General features: G+C 28.5%; 16 protein-coding genes and 1 pseudogene. All 17 read right to left on the bottom strand.

The window, feature by feature from the left end:
- Positions 1-120: 120 nt before the first annotated feature.
- A complete protein-coding gene (rpoC, locus tag ASO20_RS01800; protein WP_085056497.1) occupies positions 121-3,966 on the bottom strand; it encodes a DNA-directed RNA polymerase subunit beta' in 3,846 nt (1,281 codons plus the stop codon).
- Positions 3,967-4,018: 52 nt separating this feature from the next.
- Positions 4,019-7,366: pseudogene (rpoB, locus tag ASO20_RS01795) on the bottom strand (DNA-directed RNA polymerase subunit beta); the annotation flags it as partial.
- 189 nt (positions 7,367-7,555) lie between these two features.
- Positions 7,556-7,921 (bottom strand): 50S ribosomal protein L7/L12, encoded by a 366-nt coding sequence (rplL, locus tag ASO20_RS01790; RefSeq protein WP_085056262.1) that lies wholly within the window; start codon positions 7,919-7,921, stop codon positions 7,556-7,558.
- A 10-nt stretch (positions 7,922-7,931) separates the two neighbouring features.
- Entirely contained in the window at positions 7,932-8,435 is a 504-nt protein-coding gene (gene rplJ, locus ASO20_RS01785; RefSeq protein ID WP_085056261.1) for a 50S ribosomal protein L10, read from the bottom strand.
- 131 nt (positions 8,436-8,566) lie between these two features.
- Positions 8,567-9,244 carry a 50S ribosomal protein L1 gene (rplA, locus tag ASO20_RS01780; protein WP_085056260.1) on the bottom strand — a complete coding sequence of 226 codons (678 nt, stop codon included), beginning with the start codon at positions 9,242-9,244 and terminating at the stop codon, positions 8,567-8,569.
- A gap of 1 nt (position 9,245) precedes the next feature.
- Positions 9,246-9,716, bottom strand: coding sequence for a 50S ribosomal protein L11 (rplK, locus tag ASO20_RS01775; protein ID WP_085056259.1), 471 nt, complete (start codon positions 9,714-9,716; stop codon positions 9,246-9,248).
- Between the two features lie 111 nt (positions 9,717-9,827).
- Entirely contained in the window at positions 9,828-10,364 is a 537-nt protein-coding gene (nusG, locus tag ASO20_RS01770; protein ID WP_085056258.1) for a transcription termination/antitermination protein NusG, read from the bottom strand.
- Between the two features lie 28 nt (positions 10,365-10,392).
- Complete coding sequence (gene secE, locus ASO20_RS01765; RefSeq protein WP_085056257.1) at positions 10,393-10,887, bottom strand: preprotein translocase subunit SecE; 495 nt, start codon at positions 10,885-10,887, stop codon at positions 10,393-10,395.
- 2 nt (positions 10,888-10,889) lie between these two features.
- Entirely contained in the window at positions 10,890-11,030 is a 141-nt protein-coding gene (locus ASO20_RS01760) for a 50S ribosomal protein L33 (RefSeq protein ID WP_085056256.1), read from the bottom strand.
- Positions 11,031-11,099: 69 nt separating this feature from the next.
- On the bottom strand, positions 11,100-11,714 hold the full coding sequence (locus ASO20_RS01755; RefSeq protein ID WP_085056255.1) for a sigma-70 family RNA polymerase sigma factor: 615 nt from the start codon (positions 11,712-11,714) through the stop codon (positions 11,100-11,102).
- Between the two features lie 8 nt (positions 11,715-11,722).
- Positions 11,723-12,436, bottom strand: a complete 714-nt coding sequence (gene rlmB, locus ASO20_RS01750; RefSeq protein ID WP_257720220.1) for a 23S rRNA (guanosine(2251)-2'-O)-methyltransferase RlmB — start codon at positions 12,434-12,436, stop codon at positions 11,723-11,725.
- Between the two features lie 21 nt (positions 12,437-12,457).
- Positions 12,458-13,681 carry a cysteine--tRNA ligase gene (gene cysS, locus ASO20_RS01745; RefSeq protein ID WP_085056253.1) on the bottom strand — a complete coding sequence of 408 codons (1,224 nt, stop codon included), beginning with the start codon at positions 13,679-13,681 and terminating at the stop codon, positions 12,458-12,460.
- Entirely contained in the window at positions 13,665-14,648 is a 984-nt protein-coding gene (locus tag ASO20_RS01740) for an ECF transporter S component (protein WP_085056252.1), read from the bottom strand. The genes cysS and ASO20_RS01740 overlap by 17 nt, the downstream gene beginning before the upstream one ends.
- Before the next feature lie 34 nt (positions 14,649-14,682).
- Positions 14,683-15,900, bottom strand: coding sequence for a Mur ligase family protein (locus ASO20_RS01735; protein ID WP_085056251.1), 1,218 nt, complete (start codon positions 15,898-15,900; stop codon positions 14,683-14,685).
- Positions 15,882-16,739, bottom strand: a complete 858-nt coding sequence (locus tag ASO20_RS01730) for a hypothetical protein (RefSeq protein ID WP_085056250.1) — start codon at positions 16,737-16,739, stop codon at positions 15,882-15,884. The genes ASO20_RS01735 and ASO20_RS01730 overlap by 19 nt, the downstream gene beginning before the upstream one ends.
- Positions 16,732-17,400 carry a uracil-DNA glycosylase gene (locus ASO20_RS01725; RefSeq protein WP_198140215.1) on the bottom strand — a complete coding sequence of 223 codons (669 nt, stop codon included), beginning with the start codon at positions 17,398-17,400 and terminating at the stop codon, positions 16,732-16,734. The genes ASO20_RS01730 and ASO20_RS01725 overlap by 8 nt, the downstream gene beginning before the upstream one ends.
- The gene (locus ASO20_RS03040) at positions 17,400-17,549 is read right to left on the bottom strand and encodes a hypothetical protein (protein ID WP_157061703.1); all 150 of its coding nucleotides are present in this window, start codon (positions 17,547-17,549) and stop codon (positions 17,400-17,402) included. The genes ASO20_RS01725 and ASO20_RS03040 overlap by 1 nt, the downstream gene beginning before the upstream one ends.
- Positions 17,550-17,587: the final 38 nt, after the last annotated feature.

The raw sequence follows: 17,587 nt of genomic DNA, 5'->3' as shown, positions 1-17,587 counted from the left end.
TATGCAACTTCTTACACATTCTCGTGTGTGTAAAATACATGAAAACATATATATTGTATAACTTTTTACTAAAAAAACAAATTTTTTATTTACAAAAAAAATAGAGCAGATGCTCTATTTTTAATACTGTTCACTTTTCGCTTTATTACCAAGTTCAATTATTTCTTCACTTGTTAATAAACCAGTTCCGGCCGGAATTAAATTTCCAATAATAACATTTTCTTTTAATCCAACTAAATGATCAGATTTTCCTTCGATAACTACGTTCGCTAAAACTCTAGTTGTGTCTTGGAAAGAAGCAGCACTTAAAAATGATTCACTTTCAAGCGGAGCTTTTTTGATACCAAGAATAATTGGTTTTGCAAAAATGGGACGTTTTTTATTCATTAGTAGTTCTTTGTTGATTTTTTTGAATTTATTAACGTCTATATGTGAACCTATTAATAATTTTGAATCACCAGGAATGATAACAACCAATTTATTTAACGTTTGACGAACAATAATTTCAATATATTTGTCTGAAATTTCAATACCTTGTAAACGGTAAACTCTTTGAACTTCTTTTAGGATATATTTTTGTACCTCTGTTACATCGGCCACTTCTAGCAATTCACGTAAATCAATACTTCCATCAGTTAATTTTTGACCAATTCGTACTACATCGTGCATTTTAACACGTAATTTTGAATTAATTTTTGACTTATAAACTTCATAGTCTTTAACTTTTTTACCATCTGAATCATGTCTTTCGTATTCAATAGTAATTTCGTATTGTCCATGATTAAAATCAGTTATTTTTGTAACTTTACCTTCAACTCTAGAAATTAAGGCAACTCTTCCTTTAGGTTGAGTTACATCGAATAATTCTTTAATTCTTGGTAACCCTTGTGTAATGTCACTACCACCAGCAACACCACCAGTATGGAATGTTCTCATTGTCAACTGAGTTCCTGGTTCACCAATAGACTGAGCGGCAATAACACCTACAGCTTCGCCAATTTTAACAAGTTCATTGTTAGCTAAATGAGTTCCATAACATTTTTGACAAACACCTGCTTCAGCTTCACAAGTTAGTAATGAACGAATTTGTACTCTCTCAACGTTTGCTTCTACGATTTCATCAGCAATTTCATCTGTAATTAATTGGTTAGCTTCAATAATTTTTTTACCTTTTATTGTTATATTTTCAGCAATAAATCTACCAACTAAACGATCTTTTAACGGAACAATAAATGAATTTGTTTTTGTGTCTACAATATTTGAAACAACAAATGATTTACTTGTAAAACAATCTTCAACAGAAACAATAATTTCTTGAGAAACATCTACTAATCTTCGAGTCAAATAACCTGAGTCAGCTGTTTTTAAGGCTGTATCAGCCATTCCTTTACGAGCACCATGAGTAGAAATAAAGAATTCTGATACATCTAGACCTTCGCGGAATGATGACTTAATTGGTAATTCGATTGTTTCACCTTTTGGATTACTCATCAATCCACGCATACCAACTAACTGAGTCATGTTAGAAATGTTTCCTCTCGCTCCTGAATCAATCATTTGAAAAATTGGATTATTACGATACTTATCTGAAGAAATGATTTCCTCGATTTTGTCTTGAACTTTGTTTTTTGCAACAGTTCATTCAGTTGTTACTTGAATTTTTCGTTCTTCTTCAGTCAATAATCCATCGCTATACATAGATTTATATTGTTTGATTTTATTAGCTGAATCTTGAAGGACATTTTTTTTGTATTCAAAAATAATGTCATCATCATTTTTATCTTTAAATAATAGGTCGAATGCTGAAATTGTTACACCAGCTTTTGTTGAAAATTTAAATCCTAAATTTTTAATTTGATCTAAAACATATGCTGTTTCACCTTTAAAGTCTTTAAATAAATTAACAATTAAAAGTGATAAGGATTTTTTATTAAAAATCTTAGCTTCGCGTTCATTAGCTAAATAATTGTATAACTCTGAAATATCTTTTAATCCAACAAAATCAGTTGAAGAATTTTTTCCAAAAACTACAATGTGCTCTGATCGAATGTATTGAGCTGATGGACGAATGTTTCCGCTATTAATAAATCTCATTGTTGCTGGAAGAGCATCATTAAAAATTACTTTTCCAGCTGTTGTAATGATAAAACCGTCTTTTTGGCTTGTTGTAAAAGGTTTATTAGGATATGCTCTTGTTGATAAAAGAATGATATCATGCAATGAAATATGGTTTTGTTCGTATGCAGAAATTACATCGTCTTTTTGGTAAAAAATATTAATATCTTCATCTTTTTGTAATTGTTCACGACATAAATTGTAAATTCCTAAAACAATATCCTGAGTGGGTGTTACAATTGGTTTTCCATCTTTTAGACCAAGAATGTTTTTTGAACCTATCAGTAAAGCTCTTGCTTCAGCTATCGCTTCATCTGAAAGAGGTAAATGAACAGCCATTTGGTCTCCATCGAAATCGGCATTGAAGGCCGGTGTCACTAGAGGGTGTAATCTAATAGCTTTTGATTTGATAATAACTGGTTCAAAAGCTTGAATTCCTAATCTATGAAGAGTTGGAGCACGATTTAATAAAACTGGACGTGATTTAACCACTTCCTCAAGAATTTCTCAAACTTCATCTGTTTTATCTTGAATACGTCTTTCAGCTGATTTGATATTCATTTTAGTATCTTGATTTTTTCTGATCAATTCACTAATAATAAATGGTTTATAAAGATTTAAAGCGATTTCACGAGGTAGACCACATTCATGCATTTTTAATTCAGGTCCAACGATAATTACACTTCTACCTGAATAGTCAACTCTTTTTCCTAATAGATTCTGACGAAAACGACCTTGTTTTCCTTTTAAAATTTCACTTAGTGATTTTAAAGGACGTTTGTCTTTACTTACAAATGGTTTTTGCTTTCTTTCGTTATCTAATAAGGCATCTACTGCTTCTTGGAGCATTCTTTTCTCGTTATTAATAACAATTTTCGGTGCTTCAACATCGATTAATTTTTGCAATCTTTCATTTCTAATGATAATTCTTCTATACAAATCATTAATATCGCTAGATGTAAATCTTCCTCCATCCAATTGAATAATTGGGCGCAAGTTTGGCGGTAAAACTGGTAATGTAGTTAAGATCATTCATTCAAGTTTATTTTGACTATCATGAAATGCTTCTAAAACTCCCAATCTTTTTGTATTTTTAGAAATATCACCAATATTTTTAGAAATTTGGTTACGTAGATTTTTAATTTCTATTGTGATATCGATATTTTCTAGCAATTCTCTAATTGCCTCAGCTCCTACCCCAAATTTTGCACCCGTAATTCTTTCAATTAATTTAATAATTTCTTCAAAATTATATGGTAATTCACGGTTTGCTAAATCTCCTAAGTAAACATTGATTAAATCTATATCGTTATCTGAAATATTTCCTTGTTTTAAAATCGTTCTCAAAGAATTGATTAATTTTTCACGACCTTGGTTTTGATCTAATATATCTTTGTGTTTCAATCCAGATTTAGGTTTTCCTTCATGTCCACCTTCATTAATGACGATATATGAAATAAAATAAACAACTTCTTCAATATCTTTAGTCTTCAAAGCTAAAACTTGCCCCAATTTACTTGGAGAAGTTTTTAACATTCAAATATGAGTAACTGGAGCAGCTAAATTGATGTGTCCAAATCTTTCACGACGAACAATTGATTCAGTAACTTCCACTTCACAGCGTTCACAAACTTTTCCTTTGTTACGTACTTTTTTATATTTTCCACAAGCACATTCGTAATCTTTTACTGGACCAAATATTTTTTCACAAAACAAACCATCCGGTTCTGGTTTTTGTGTTTTATAGTTTATCGTTTCGGATTTAGTAACTTCACCATGAGATCATTCAATGATTTTTTCTGGTGATGCTAATCCTAAGGAGATATAATTTATATCCTTATGAGTTTTCATTTTATTATTCATATGATCTTTCTCCTTCTTCTCCAAATTGTACATCTTCTAGATAATCACTTTTGTCATAATTAATATCATCTGTTATATTACGATCAATTTTGACATCAATACCTAGTGCTTTTAATTCTCTAGTTAAAACCAGGAATGATTCAGGTGTTGAAGGTTTTGGAATTTTTTCTTTTCAAACAATAGATTCGTAAGTTTTTGTTCTACCTTTAATATCATCTGATTTAATTGTTAATAACTCTTGTAGTAAATGAGCTGCCCCATATGCTTCAAGTGCCCAAACTTCCATTTCTCCAAATCTTTGCCCACCATTTTGTGCTTTTCCTCCAAGAGGTTGTTGTGTAATCAATGAATAAGGACCGATATTTCTTGAGTGAATTTTATCTTCAACCATGTGTGAAAGTTTTAGCATATACATATAACCAACTGAAATTTTTTGATCAAATTTTTCACCTGTTTTCCCGTCAAAGATTTCGAATTTTCCATCTTCTGGGATATTGGCTTCTTGCATTACAGTTGAAAGTTCTTCAATTGACATTCCTTCGAAAACTGGTGTTGCTACATGAATATTTAATTTCTTAGCTGCCAATCCCAAGTGTAATTCCAAAATTTGACCAATGTTCATACGAGATGGAACTCCTAGTGGATTTAACATTAAGTCAAGTGGCGTTCCGTCTGCTAAATAAGGCATATCCTCGACAGGTAAAATTTTTGAAATAACTCCTTTGTTTCCGTGACGTCCAGCAATTTTGTCACCCTCTTGAATTTTTCTTTTTTGAACAATGTAAACTTTAATTACTTTTAAAACTTCATTATTAAGTTCATCTCCATCTTTCTTTGAAAGGATTTTGATTGATTGAACAATTCCGGCTCCACCGATTGGTACTCTTAACGAAGAGTCTTTCACACTTCTTGATTTATCAGCAAATAATGAATATAAAATTTTTTCTTCAGCTAAAGCTTCAACTTGTCCTTTTGGAGTAACTTTTCCAACAAGAATATCTCCTTCTTTAACTTCAGTTCCAACAAGAACAATTCCATCCTCATCTAAATACTTTTTAGAATTTTCGGATACGTTAGGAATATCCCTAGTAATTTCTTCTTCACCAAGTTTAGTTTCGCAACATTCAATTGTGTATTCTTCAATATGTAAAGAAGTGTATACATCGTCTTTTACTAAACGTTCAGAAATAATAATGGCATCTTCATAGTTATATCCATTTCAAGTAGTAAAACCGACTAAAACGTTTTGACCAAGAGCTAGTTCACCTTTTTCCATTGAAGGACCATCCGTTAATAGTTGATCTTTTTCTACTCTTTGACCCTCTTTTACAAGCGGAATTTGTGTTAAGCATGTTCCCTGATTACTACGTTCAAATGAAATTAAATCATAGCGAATTTGTTTTTTATCTTTATCACTTTCAACAATAATTTTTGTTCCATCAACAAATTTAACTACTCCATCTTCTCTATTTAAAATAGATAAACCACTATCTCTTGCGATGGCGTATTCAACACCCGTTCCAACTAATGGTGCTTCAGGTCTTAATAGTGGAATAGCTTGACGTTGCATGTTCGCACCCATCAGAGCACGGTTAGCATCATCATTTTCAATAAATGGAATACATGAAGTAGCAATTGAAATTAATTGTTTTGCAGAAACATCAACATATGATAATTTATTCGCTTCAATTAATGTAATTTCTCCGTTTAAACGAGCAATAACTTCTTTATCAACAATTTCGTTATTTTTATTTAATTTAATATTAGCTTGACCAATATAGTGATTATTCTCCTCATCTGCCATCAAATGTTCTATTTCGTTAGTTACTTTTCCATTCACGACTTTTAAATAAGGAGTTTCAATAAATCCTAATTCGTTGATTTTAGCATATGTACTTAAATTATTAATCAACCCGATATTTGGTCCCTCAGGAGTTTCGATAGGACAAACTCTACCATAATGACTATTATGAACGTCACGAACCTCTACCCCTGCACGGTCACGACTTAATCCATTAGGTCCAAGAGCTGTTAAACGACGTTTATTAGTTAATTCACTAAGTAAATTTGTTTGATCCATAAATTGACATAATTGAGATGTATTAAAAAACTCTTTAATCACAGCTAATAATGGTTTACTATTGATTAAATTTTTAATAGTTGCTTTTTTATCTGAAGTTGTATTCATTAATTCAAGAACATTTTTTTCAATTCTTGTCAAACCGATGCGAACTTGATTTTGTAGTAATTCGTAAATCGTTCTAACTCTTCTATTTGCTAAATCATCAATATCATCGTAAGTTTCAATTCCAGAAAATAGATTTAAAAAATAATTAAATGTTGCTAAAATGTCACTTATTTGAATAACATTGTGTTCTTTTGTTCTTTTTGGAGCAATTAATTTCAACGTTTCATTTGGAAATTCAATATCCTTGATAATTTCTAAAAGATCCAATTTCACACTTCCAAAATTAATAGTTTTAAATTCAAAATTTAACATATTATCATCAATTAATTTTGATAAAATTGGTAAATTATCATGCGTAAATTGCTCTTGAGCTTTAATTACTACATTACCCTTAGCATCAGTTAAATCTCTAGCTGAATAAAAACCTAAAGCACGAGTTGCTATGCTTAATTTTTTATTAATTTTATAACGACCAGGGTTTGATAAATCATACTTTTTAGGATCAAAAAATAATGATCCCATAATTTGTTTTGCACCTTCATTAGAGATTGGATCACCTTGTTTAATTTTCTTAAAAACTTCACGTGAGGCTTCAATTCAATCTGTTGCAATATTTTGAGTTAATGACTTTGTATATAAAGGACTATTTCCAAATAAAAGATCTAATACTTCTTGCGGAATACCAAAACTATATAAGAAGGTAACGACATTCAATTTTCTATTTTTGTCAATTCTTACATGAACTAAATCATTTGAATCATTTTCAATTTCAATTCATGTTCCTCTTAAAGGAATAATCATTGCAGATGATAAGTTTTTACCTGTAAACTCATCAATTGAATTTTTAAAAAATGCACCTTGAGAACGAGCTAATTGAGCAATAACAACTTTTTCACTTCCATTAATAATGAAAGTTCCTTTACTTGTCATAATTGGATATTCTCCAAAATACAAACTTTTAACGTGTTGACTCTTTTTTGTTCCGTCTGTGTATTCTAGTTCTATATCAATTTCTAATGGAGCTTCGTAATTTTTACCTTTTTCTTTTGCTTCTTGGATAGTCTTAAATTTAGGTTTTCCGAATTTTAAACCATTAAATTTTAAAACCATTTCGCGATTATTACTTACAATCGGGAAAATCTCGTTAAAGACTTCTTCAAAACCTTCATCAAAAAATTTTTTATAACTTTTTGTTTGAATTTCAATTAGATTCGGTAATTCAATATATCTATCAATCTTACTATAGTATCTTCTTTTTCTATAATGTCCGAACTTCTTTACTTGATAAGTCATTTTGCCTCCTGAACTCCTTATTGAGTTTTCCATAAATACTAAAAACAAGGAAAGACAAGTCGATCCTTGTTTTTTTAATTTAAAAATTAAAGTTAATTACTTAACTTCTACTTCTGCGCCTAAATCTTTTAATCTTTTTGCGATTTCTTCAGCTTCTTCTGGTTTAATTTTTTCTTTTAAAGCAGCTGGTAATTTGTCTACCAATTGTTTTCCTTGCATTAATCCAAGACCTGTAATAGTACATACTTCTTTAATTACTGCAATTTTATTTGTACCAGCATTTTTTAATAAAACTGAAACTTCTGTTGGAGCTTTAGCTTCAGCAGCAGCTTCAGTATTTCCAGCAACTGCTGTTGGAGCAGCAGCTGTAACACCGAATTTTTCTTCAATAGCTTTAACTAAATCGTTTAGTTCAAGCACAGACATTTTTTCAATAGCTTCAATAATTTGTAATTTTTGCATTTTTGACTCCTTAATTTAATTCTTTACTTTTAGCAACTTGATCTAGTGAGTAAGCCAAGTTTCTCATTGGAGCTTGTAAGCATGATAAGAACATACTTACTAATCCTTCAAAACCTGGAATATTTGCTAACTCAAGTACTTCTTTTTTGTTGATGAATTTTTTTTCTAAAACACCAGCTTTAATTACATCTAATTTAATTTCTTTTCCAGCTAGGAATTTTTTTAATTCTTTAATTGGAGCGAAAGCATCGTCATAATTAAACATGAAAATGCTTTGCCCTGTTAATGACTTATCAAAACCATCTGTTTTAACTAATTTAGACAAACCTATTTTTGCAAGAGTGTTCTTGTAAACTTTTAGTTCTGATCCCTTTAATCTTAAGATGTTTCTTAAAGATTCTAAAGTTGCCACATCTAAACCTTTGTAATCGAAAACAACAAGTGATTTCGATGCTTCTAGTTTAGATAGAATTTCTTCAACTTTAGCGTTTTTGTTCAAGAGATTCTTTTTCATAATACCTCTTTCTTACTTTAAGCTAAGAACACCTCGGTAACAAATATTAAGGTTTCCCTGTTACTATCTTAGGCAAAAAGCACTAATGATTATATCACAATTTTTTCAAACTGCAAATTAGTTGATTATTATTAATTATCCGAAACTTGTAATCTAATACCAGGACCCATTGTTGCTGATAAAGTTGCACTTTTAATAAATTTTCCTTTAACAACTGATGGTCTTAATCTTTTAATTGAATTTACAAATGTTTCTAAGTTTTCTAATAATTTTTCATCGCTAAATGATACTAGACCGATTATTGAATGGATGTTACCATCTTTATCCGTTCTAAAAGAAGCTTTTCCTTTTTTAATTTCATCAATCGCTTTAGCAACATCCATAGTAACTGTTCCATCTTTTGGATTAGGCATTAAACCTTTAGGTCCTAAAATTTTTCCTAATTTACCGATTTCTGCCATCATTTCTGGAGTAGCTAATAAAACATCAAAACCAAATCAATTTTCATTTTTAATTTTTTCTAATAAGTCTTTTGAACCAACAAAATCAGCGCCTGCTTTTTCAGCATCTGCAATTTTTGTTGTTGTAATAACTGCAATTTTTTTAGTTTTTCCAATACCGTTTGGTAAAGAAATTGAACCTCTTAATTGTTGGTTAGCTTGTTTAGTATCTAAATTTAAATTTAATGCAATATTAATAGTTCCATCAAATTTTGTAAAACTTGTATCCTTAGCTAATTTGATAGCATCTAATAAATTATATAATTTTGTTTTTTCCACTTTAGCAGTAGCCGAATTATATTTTTTCATATTAATTTTGCTCCTTTTTAAATTTTAAATGCATTTCTTTATCGTTATTTGAAGGTAAATTTCCTTCAATTTCGATCCCTAAACTTTTTGCAGCTCCAGCTACTGTGTTAATTGCGGAATTAAGGGAAGTTGTATTGAAATCCTCCATTTTTTCTTCTGCAATTTTAGTTAAAGTTTCAACGTTAATTTTTCCAATTTTTACTGAATTTGGTTTTGCTGAACCTTTTTTAGCATTAACTGCTTTTAATAAATAAGAAGTTAAAGGCGCTTTTTTAATAACAAAATCAAATGATTTATCATTATAAGCCGTAATAATAACAGGCACTTGTTCACCTTTACGATTTTTTGTTGCTTCATTAAAAGCATTACAAAATTGAGGCATATTAATTCCAAATGATGCCAATGCAGCTCCAGGTTTTGCTGCTCCACCTTCTATCTGAATTTTACCGATACGTGTAACTTTCTTTGCCACGAGAAACCTCCTTGGTTCTTTGAGTAGTAACTGACTTTTTATAGTCTCCTACAGATATACACAAATTGTGCCTATATAGAATATCATTTCTATAAAAAAAAAGCAATATTACTATCGCTTTTTAATATTTTGAAAATCAGCTTCAATTGGCATTAATCGACCAAACATTTCTGTTTCGATTATTGCTGTGTGTCTTGCATAATCAATTGATTTTACAATACCCTCAGAACCATCTTTTTCGCTTGTTATTGTTACATGATCTCCAATTGCAAAGTTAATTACAATTTGTTTATTATTTTTTAGTTCAACAGATTGTTTAATCATTCTTTCAGCATCTTCATCTGACAACGGAAAGGGTTTTGTTCCTTTTCCTGATGACCCGACAAATCCTGTAACTCCTGATGTATTTCTAATTTTAAATCAGACATCATTTGTCATATTCGCCTTAATAAAAACATAACCAGGATAAACGTTTTTTTCGCGTTCTTTCTTTGTTTTTGAATTTATTTCAGTTCTTTTTACTATTTTTAAATCTACTATATCATCTTCTCAATTCAACGTTTTAGCCATTGATAAGATTGCTTCTTTAACTTTATCTTCATGTCCATTATAAGTTATGATGATATATCACTTTAAATTATTACTCATTTTCTTCCTCTATCTCTATCCATTAAATCTATTTTTGAATTACATGAAAGTATCTTAACATTGTAATAAATAAATCTACTACAGCAAAGATTGCTGCAAAAATAACAATAAATACTAATGTTTGAATTGTGTCAGTTTTCAAATTTTCCTTTGACTCTCAACGAATTCTTCTTCGCTCTTTACCCACACCTCAAAAGTAATGAAATGATCATGATTTATTATTCATGTATCTTTTATATTTAACTTTCGATATCGAATCGGGTTTTAAGTTATTATATACACCTTTATCAATAGAATTATTTTTATAAAATTCGGCTGATGATAAACGTTTTTCAGAACGTCGATTCTTCGCATCTTCTCTTAAGTATTTTTCTAATTCCTCTGGAGTTAACTTAAAAAAATAAGCCTTTAATTCGGGAGTTTTTTCTTGCTCTATAATTCTTGCTTTTCATTTTTTAAGTGCGTTTTCTCTTTTTTCGATTTTTCTCTGATTATGGAGAGTTTTTTTATCCATTTTTTCCATTACTACCTCGAAATTTTATGCGGAGTATGTGCTTCACATTTCTTGCAATACTTATTAACAACATCAGATTTAAGATTTGTATGTGTTTGATAATTTCGACTATGACAAACGGTGCAAATCAATATATATTGTTTTTTTTTCATATGCTCCTAAATAAAAAATAGTACCTAAGTACTACTATCATAGTATCAAAAATGTAATTGTAATACTAATTAATTAGAAATATATTTATAATTCTGTTTTAATTTTGTAACGGCCCGATAATAGGCATTATGAACAGCCTTAATAGGCATGCTCATTTCGTAAGAAATTTCTTCTGGCGTATATCCTCTAACTCTCATCAATAAAATTGATTTTTCGATAGAAGTTAATTTTTCCTTACCATTTATAACGTTTCTAACTAAATTTTTTTGATAAATATCAAATTCAACATCATTACTTTCAGCAATTTCGATGTGATAATCCTCTATCCCGTTTCTGATGGCATAATTTAAAGCAACATGCTTATTACGTGTAAATTTTCTTGCGTAATCACTAATAAGACATTTAAATGTTCTTATTAGAAATTGAACAAACTGATAATTGCTTTCTGGATTATAGCAATCTAATGATTTCTTAACAGCAATGTACTTATTAAAGTAAAAATCTTCCTCATATAGTGCAATAGATGAATATTTTCTAAGCAATTGTTTTATTAAAATATTAAACCTATCGTTATATTTTTCCATTAATTGAAAAATAATTGATTCTTGTGATGTATCTTTATACACCAATGCCAAAAACTCGTCACTTTGACTTGTTATTATTTCTAATGTTTTAATTTCCATATTCTCCTCTAGTAGTGAAATTTTTGTAAATATCTAATGAAATATAGACAAACACCGCAAGAGACGCTAACATTTAAACTTTCTGTATTACCAAGCATTTCTATCTTTACTTGAAAATCTGAATTTTTAAAAATATTCTTAGAAACTCCGTCACCTTCATTGCCTAAGACAAGTGCCATTTTATCAGATAAATCTATTGCAGATAATGGAACAGCTCTTTCGGAAAATCCAGTTGCATAAATTCAAAAACCAGCTTGTTTTAATTTTTCAATCGCCTGAGAAATATTTCCAACTTGAACAACATCTAAATAATTTAATGCTCCAGCAGAAGTTTTAGTTACAACTGGGGTTATTGGGGCTTGTTCATGAGTTCCAAAAATAACAGCATCAGTTTTATATATTTCGCATGACCTTAATATTGATCCAAAGTTGTGAGGGTCTTGTATCTTATCCAAAATCACAATTAATTGTTTTTCTTTTGATGATGATTTTAGTAAAAATTGTTCTAATGTTAACGGCTCTTCCATGTAAACTAATGCAACTACGTTTTGGTGATTATTATTGCCAGCAATTTTGGTAATTTCATCACTTGGTCTTAATTTATAAATAATCTTATTTTGATTAAAAATATCGATCATATCAAAAGACTTTGGTGTGCAATAAACTTTGTCAATTTTTTTTCCACTCTTAATTGCGCTTAGTACTTGTTGTTTGCCATATATTAATTTTGTAATAATATCCCCCTAATTAATTTCAATTTTGTTTCAATTTTGTTTCATTTTAAAACCTAATACACTAAAAATTTTGAAAAATGTGTTTAGTAGAACAGAAATTTCGTTTTTATTAACATTTTTGTCACGTGTCAAAATGTTTATTTTTTTAACTATTTCTAGCAAAATAGTTACAACATTTGCAGTGTTGAAATTATTATCCATTTGTTCACTAAATTTTCTCATAAATAACTCATTAGACTGTGATGTATTGATGTAATTAATTAATGACTTTTCAATAGCATCATAAATTTTGTGAAGTTGTTTATTTGATTCCTCGATAACACTATCACTTATTTCAAGAGGTTGAGCATAACGTTTTTGCATAAAAATTCATCTTAAAAGATTATCATCATATTTATTATTAAATTCATGAACACTAATAATGTTACCCAATGATTTTGACATTTTTTCATTATTTAGTGATAATTGTCCGTTGTGTATTCAATAGTTCGCTAAAAAATCATCTCCTAGCGCACAAGATTGAGCGATTTCGTTTTCGTGATGCGGGAATGTTAAATCTATTCCGCCACCATGAATATCAATTCTAGGTCCCAAATATTTTTTAATTAATGTAACACATTCAGTATGTCATCCAGGTCTTCCTTGAATTCCGTTAAAATCTCAATTAACTCCTTCGTTAGTTTGTTTTCAAAGTATGAAATCACTTGCATTGTGTTTTTTTGATTGAATAATTTCGCGCGAATTTTCCAAATTTTCTTCTAGTATTCTTTTTGAAAGAACTCCATAATTTTGAATTTTCGAAGTATCAAAATAAACATTACTATCTGAAATATAAGCGCTATTATTTGAAATTAATTTATTGATAAATTCTTTAATAGCATTTATTTCATCACTAACTTTAATGGTTTTTCATGGTTTCTTGATGTTTAAATTTTCGCAATCTTTTATAAATTCCTGATAAAAAAAATTTGATAATTCTAGTTCTTCTTTTTTATTTTTTATAGCACGGTTTATTATTTTATCATCGATATCTGTAATATTTTGCAAATATAAAACCTCATATCCGCTAAATTCTAAATATCTGTAAATTATGTCGAAAGTTAAAAAACATCTTGCATTTCCTATATGAATATAATCGTAAGTTGTAGGACCACAAACATACATCAATACTTGATTATGGTTAATGGTTTTAAACTCTTCTAGTTGTTTTGTTAAATTATTGAAAATTTTCATACTGATTTTTGCTTATTTCCTTAATTTTACTATTTTCTACACATTTATTGCTGTTATTGTTATTAAACAAAAGTCCAATAAATGTATCATTTGGTCATAAATTGTAAATGGCTATAATAGGAAAATATGTTAAGGTAAATTTAATTACAACATACATTGGCAATAAGAATGATTTTAAAGCTATTAATGGTTCAATCGGTACCCCGTATAGGTCATGAACTCATAAATTATCAAATACCATCGAAATTAAAAATTGATCAAATAAAACATACAAAATGATCATGTAATAAACATTTAAATGTTCAAATTTTTTAGGTTTAACAATTGGCATTAAGAACGAAATAATCATGACAAAATTAGGAATCGTAAAATATAGTATTAAGAAAACTAAACCACTACCGTTAAACTTCTTATCTATATTTTCAAAAGATCTAGAAATAGAAAAATCACTATAAATTAACAAAATACTGAATACCATTAATATTTGCATCACTAACATAGAAATCATAGAAATAACCAACGTTTTTCTTCGACCAATTATATATCTAAAAATTAAAACAAATAGTCCTGCAAAAAAACCATGTAAACAAGCTGAAAAAGTAAAACCTGGATAATAACTAAATCCGGTTGAATTAAACAAGTAATGTAAAACATCTTCAAGTAAACCTGTTAATGTTCCTAAAAGCGGTCCATACAATATCCCTACAAATCCAATTGTTATTGAGAATAAAGTAATGAGAACTGTTTGTGGCGGAACAATTGGTATCACAAAATAATTAGCCATTACAGCTATTGCCACAAATATACCTGTAATGGCTATTTTAGATGTTTTAAAGGTGTTTTTTAAGTAGAATTGGTATCTATTTTTCAAAGTAATACTTTTGTATGCTATGAAAAATTCCAAACAAAAAGAAATAATGAAGAGAAATATAATCCCAACAATCGCAAACACTACATATAAATTCATATTTCCTCTCTTAAAACCGGATAATAATTAAATTTTACTTTAGCAATCGATTTTCTTCATATAGAAATTTTATTTCCGAGACAAAATAAAAACTTCCAAAAAAAATCAATATTTTTCTAGAAAAATCATTTTCTAATAAATATTTTTGGTAATTATCAATAAATAAATCTTGGTAATTTTTATTGTAGTCATGTTTTTTAGCAGATCTGTAATAATCTATTGATGTTATGTGTAATTGGTTGGTGTTAAATTTTTGCAAAATTTTTTTAACTAATAAATTTGGCTTTTTATCTTTCATGCAACAAAAAAATAACTCTATATTGTATGTTTTATTATAAATTTTCTTAATATTTTTTATTAGATGATTAATTGCTTCTGGATTATGCGAAACGTCAATTATAATATTTTCATTTAAATACTCAAATCTTCCAGGAATTTTAAAATCTTTAAAAAAATCATAATCCAAAACTATATTTTCAAGTTCTGCAATATACAATCCAAAGCAAAAATTTTCACAATAAGAAAAATTGCTATTATTTAGATAATATTTTTTATTTTGAAATATTAATTCGTGATTTTTAAATTCATATAATCCGGATAAATTCACCAATTGCGAAAATTCTTTATTTCAATATTCTGAAATTCTTTTTGGAACTGAATTGTATAATCCGACTTTCGCTATATTAAACACATGCGCTTTGTTTCGAGCAATTTCCATTATTGTATTACCTAAAATATCACAATGGTCTTTACTAATTGAAGTAACGATACCGTATTCGCTATTAAATATAGATACAACATCATACATTGCTCCAATGCCGGCTTCTAATACCAAGTAATCACAATCTTGTTCCATAAAATACACAATGGCAATTAAAAAAATAGCTTCAAAAAAACAAAATTCATTTTTTTCAATATTTTCTTTATTGGAATGAAAAATTCTTGCAAAATCATTATAATCGATGTCTTTCCCGTTTATTGAAATTCTTTCTGTTATAGACATTAAATGTGGACTAATAAAAGTACCGACTTTTTTAAATTTTTCATTCAAAACTTTCGATAGAATGATTGTTGTCGATCCTTTTCCATTAGTTCCGGCAACAATAATTTTTTTTATTAGATTGCATTTATCAAATAATTGCATCTTCTTTAAGCAATCAATCATTTTTTGGTGTAATAAATCGGCGGTATTAGGTTTTAAACTATATAAATAATTTTCGACTAACGAACTATTTATGACTTTTTTTTCCATTTTAAAAAGATAACCTTTTTTCTCTTATGAGATGATTGATGTTTTAAATGTTTTTCTGCAGAAGATCTTTCAATTTTTATTAGTGGACTCAATATTTTTCATCCTGAGAAAATAATAATAACGTTGAAAATAATTCTAATAGGCATCTCAGCTAAAGATAATGTTAATCAACTTATATATGATGATTTTTGCGTTAAAGCAATACTATTTCCGTAACTTACAAGTAATACAGACTGAATCTCGGTTAAAATACATAGAAAGATAATTGGTCCGACATTATTTAATATCGAAATAGTCGTTTCTTTTTTAGTAATTTTTGAGTATATTAATGATCAAACTGAATATGCGATAATACCAACACCAACGATAAGCATAAATATTCACAACAATAATGTTGGAACATGAAATAAACTAAAAAATTCTATTGAATCGGTGTTTATTATACTAATAATATGTGACATAGATAGAATTGCAAAAAATATTATCCCAATAGACATAGTTGAATTAAACAAAGCTGAACATAAGACAGGATTTTTAGTTTTATTTTTAATTAAGTATGCTAAACCCCCAAATAAACCATATAAAATAATTGCTAATGTGTAAATTCAATGAACAATTCCTGGTCTAAATAATAATAGTAAAAATTCAGCTAATGAAGCCGAGATAACTCCAAAAATCGGACCAAATAAATATCCCGTTAATTTGATTAGAACTCCTTCAAAAGAAATTCTAATATCAGGATAAATTGCGATTGGAGTCAATGATGAAAGAACAATAATAATAGCAACACTAGCCGTTGTTAATGTAGCTAAATAAGTTATTTTTCTTGTGCTAAACACTTCATCACCTTATTTCATTTGTATTTTTTAATTTTAAATAATTATTAGTTATTTGAAAATGATTATTTCCAAAAAAGCCACGATAACAACTTAATGGGCTAGGATGAGGTGATTCTAAAATTAAAAATTTAGAATTACTTAAATATTTCTTACATTTTATACTTTCAGTTCCTCAAAGCAAAAAAACAATATTACTGTTAAAAGAATTTATATATATTAATAAATTTTCTAAAAATTTTTCTCATCCGATATTTTTATGCGAAAGTGGTATTTTTTCCTCAACCGTTAATCTAGAATTTATCAACAAAATTCCTTGTTCTGCAAGATCAATTAAATTATTATTTTTTCTCTCTTTTTTAAATTGAGAAAATATTTCCCTATTAATATTTCGCAATGACGCTGGGGTTTTATTGCTAATTTGTGAACTAAAAGCTAATCCATCTGCATGTTCTGAAGGATATGGGTCCTGTCCGATTATCACAACTTTTAATTCCAATGGGTTAAAAAAAGAAAAAGCCCTAAAAATATCTTCCTTTTTAGGGTAAATTTTCTTATTTTTGTATTCACAATCGAGAAATAATATTATTTTTTGAAAATATTCCTTATTGGTTTCTTCTTCTAAAAAATATTTTCACTCTGTGTTTATATTAATCGGAAGCACTAAGCTATTTTAATGTATTCTGGAACACCACAAATTGGACAAATTTCTAGTGGTTCTCCATCTTCTAATTCAACGATGTAAGGACATGCTATACATTGATAAGTGCCTTTACCCGGATTAGTTCCGGCTGTGTATATTGTTTTTGGCATATAAACCCCTTTCTATATATGTGTGTATTTATAATTAC

The sequence above is a fragment of the Mycoplasma sp. (ex Biomphalaria glabrata) genome (genome assembly GCF_001484045.1).
Taxonomy (GTDB): Bacteria; Bacillota_I; Bacilli_A; order Mycoplasmatales.
Note: the sequence above shows the minus strand (reverse complement) of the source record. Positions and strands in the feature narration are given on the sequence as shown.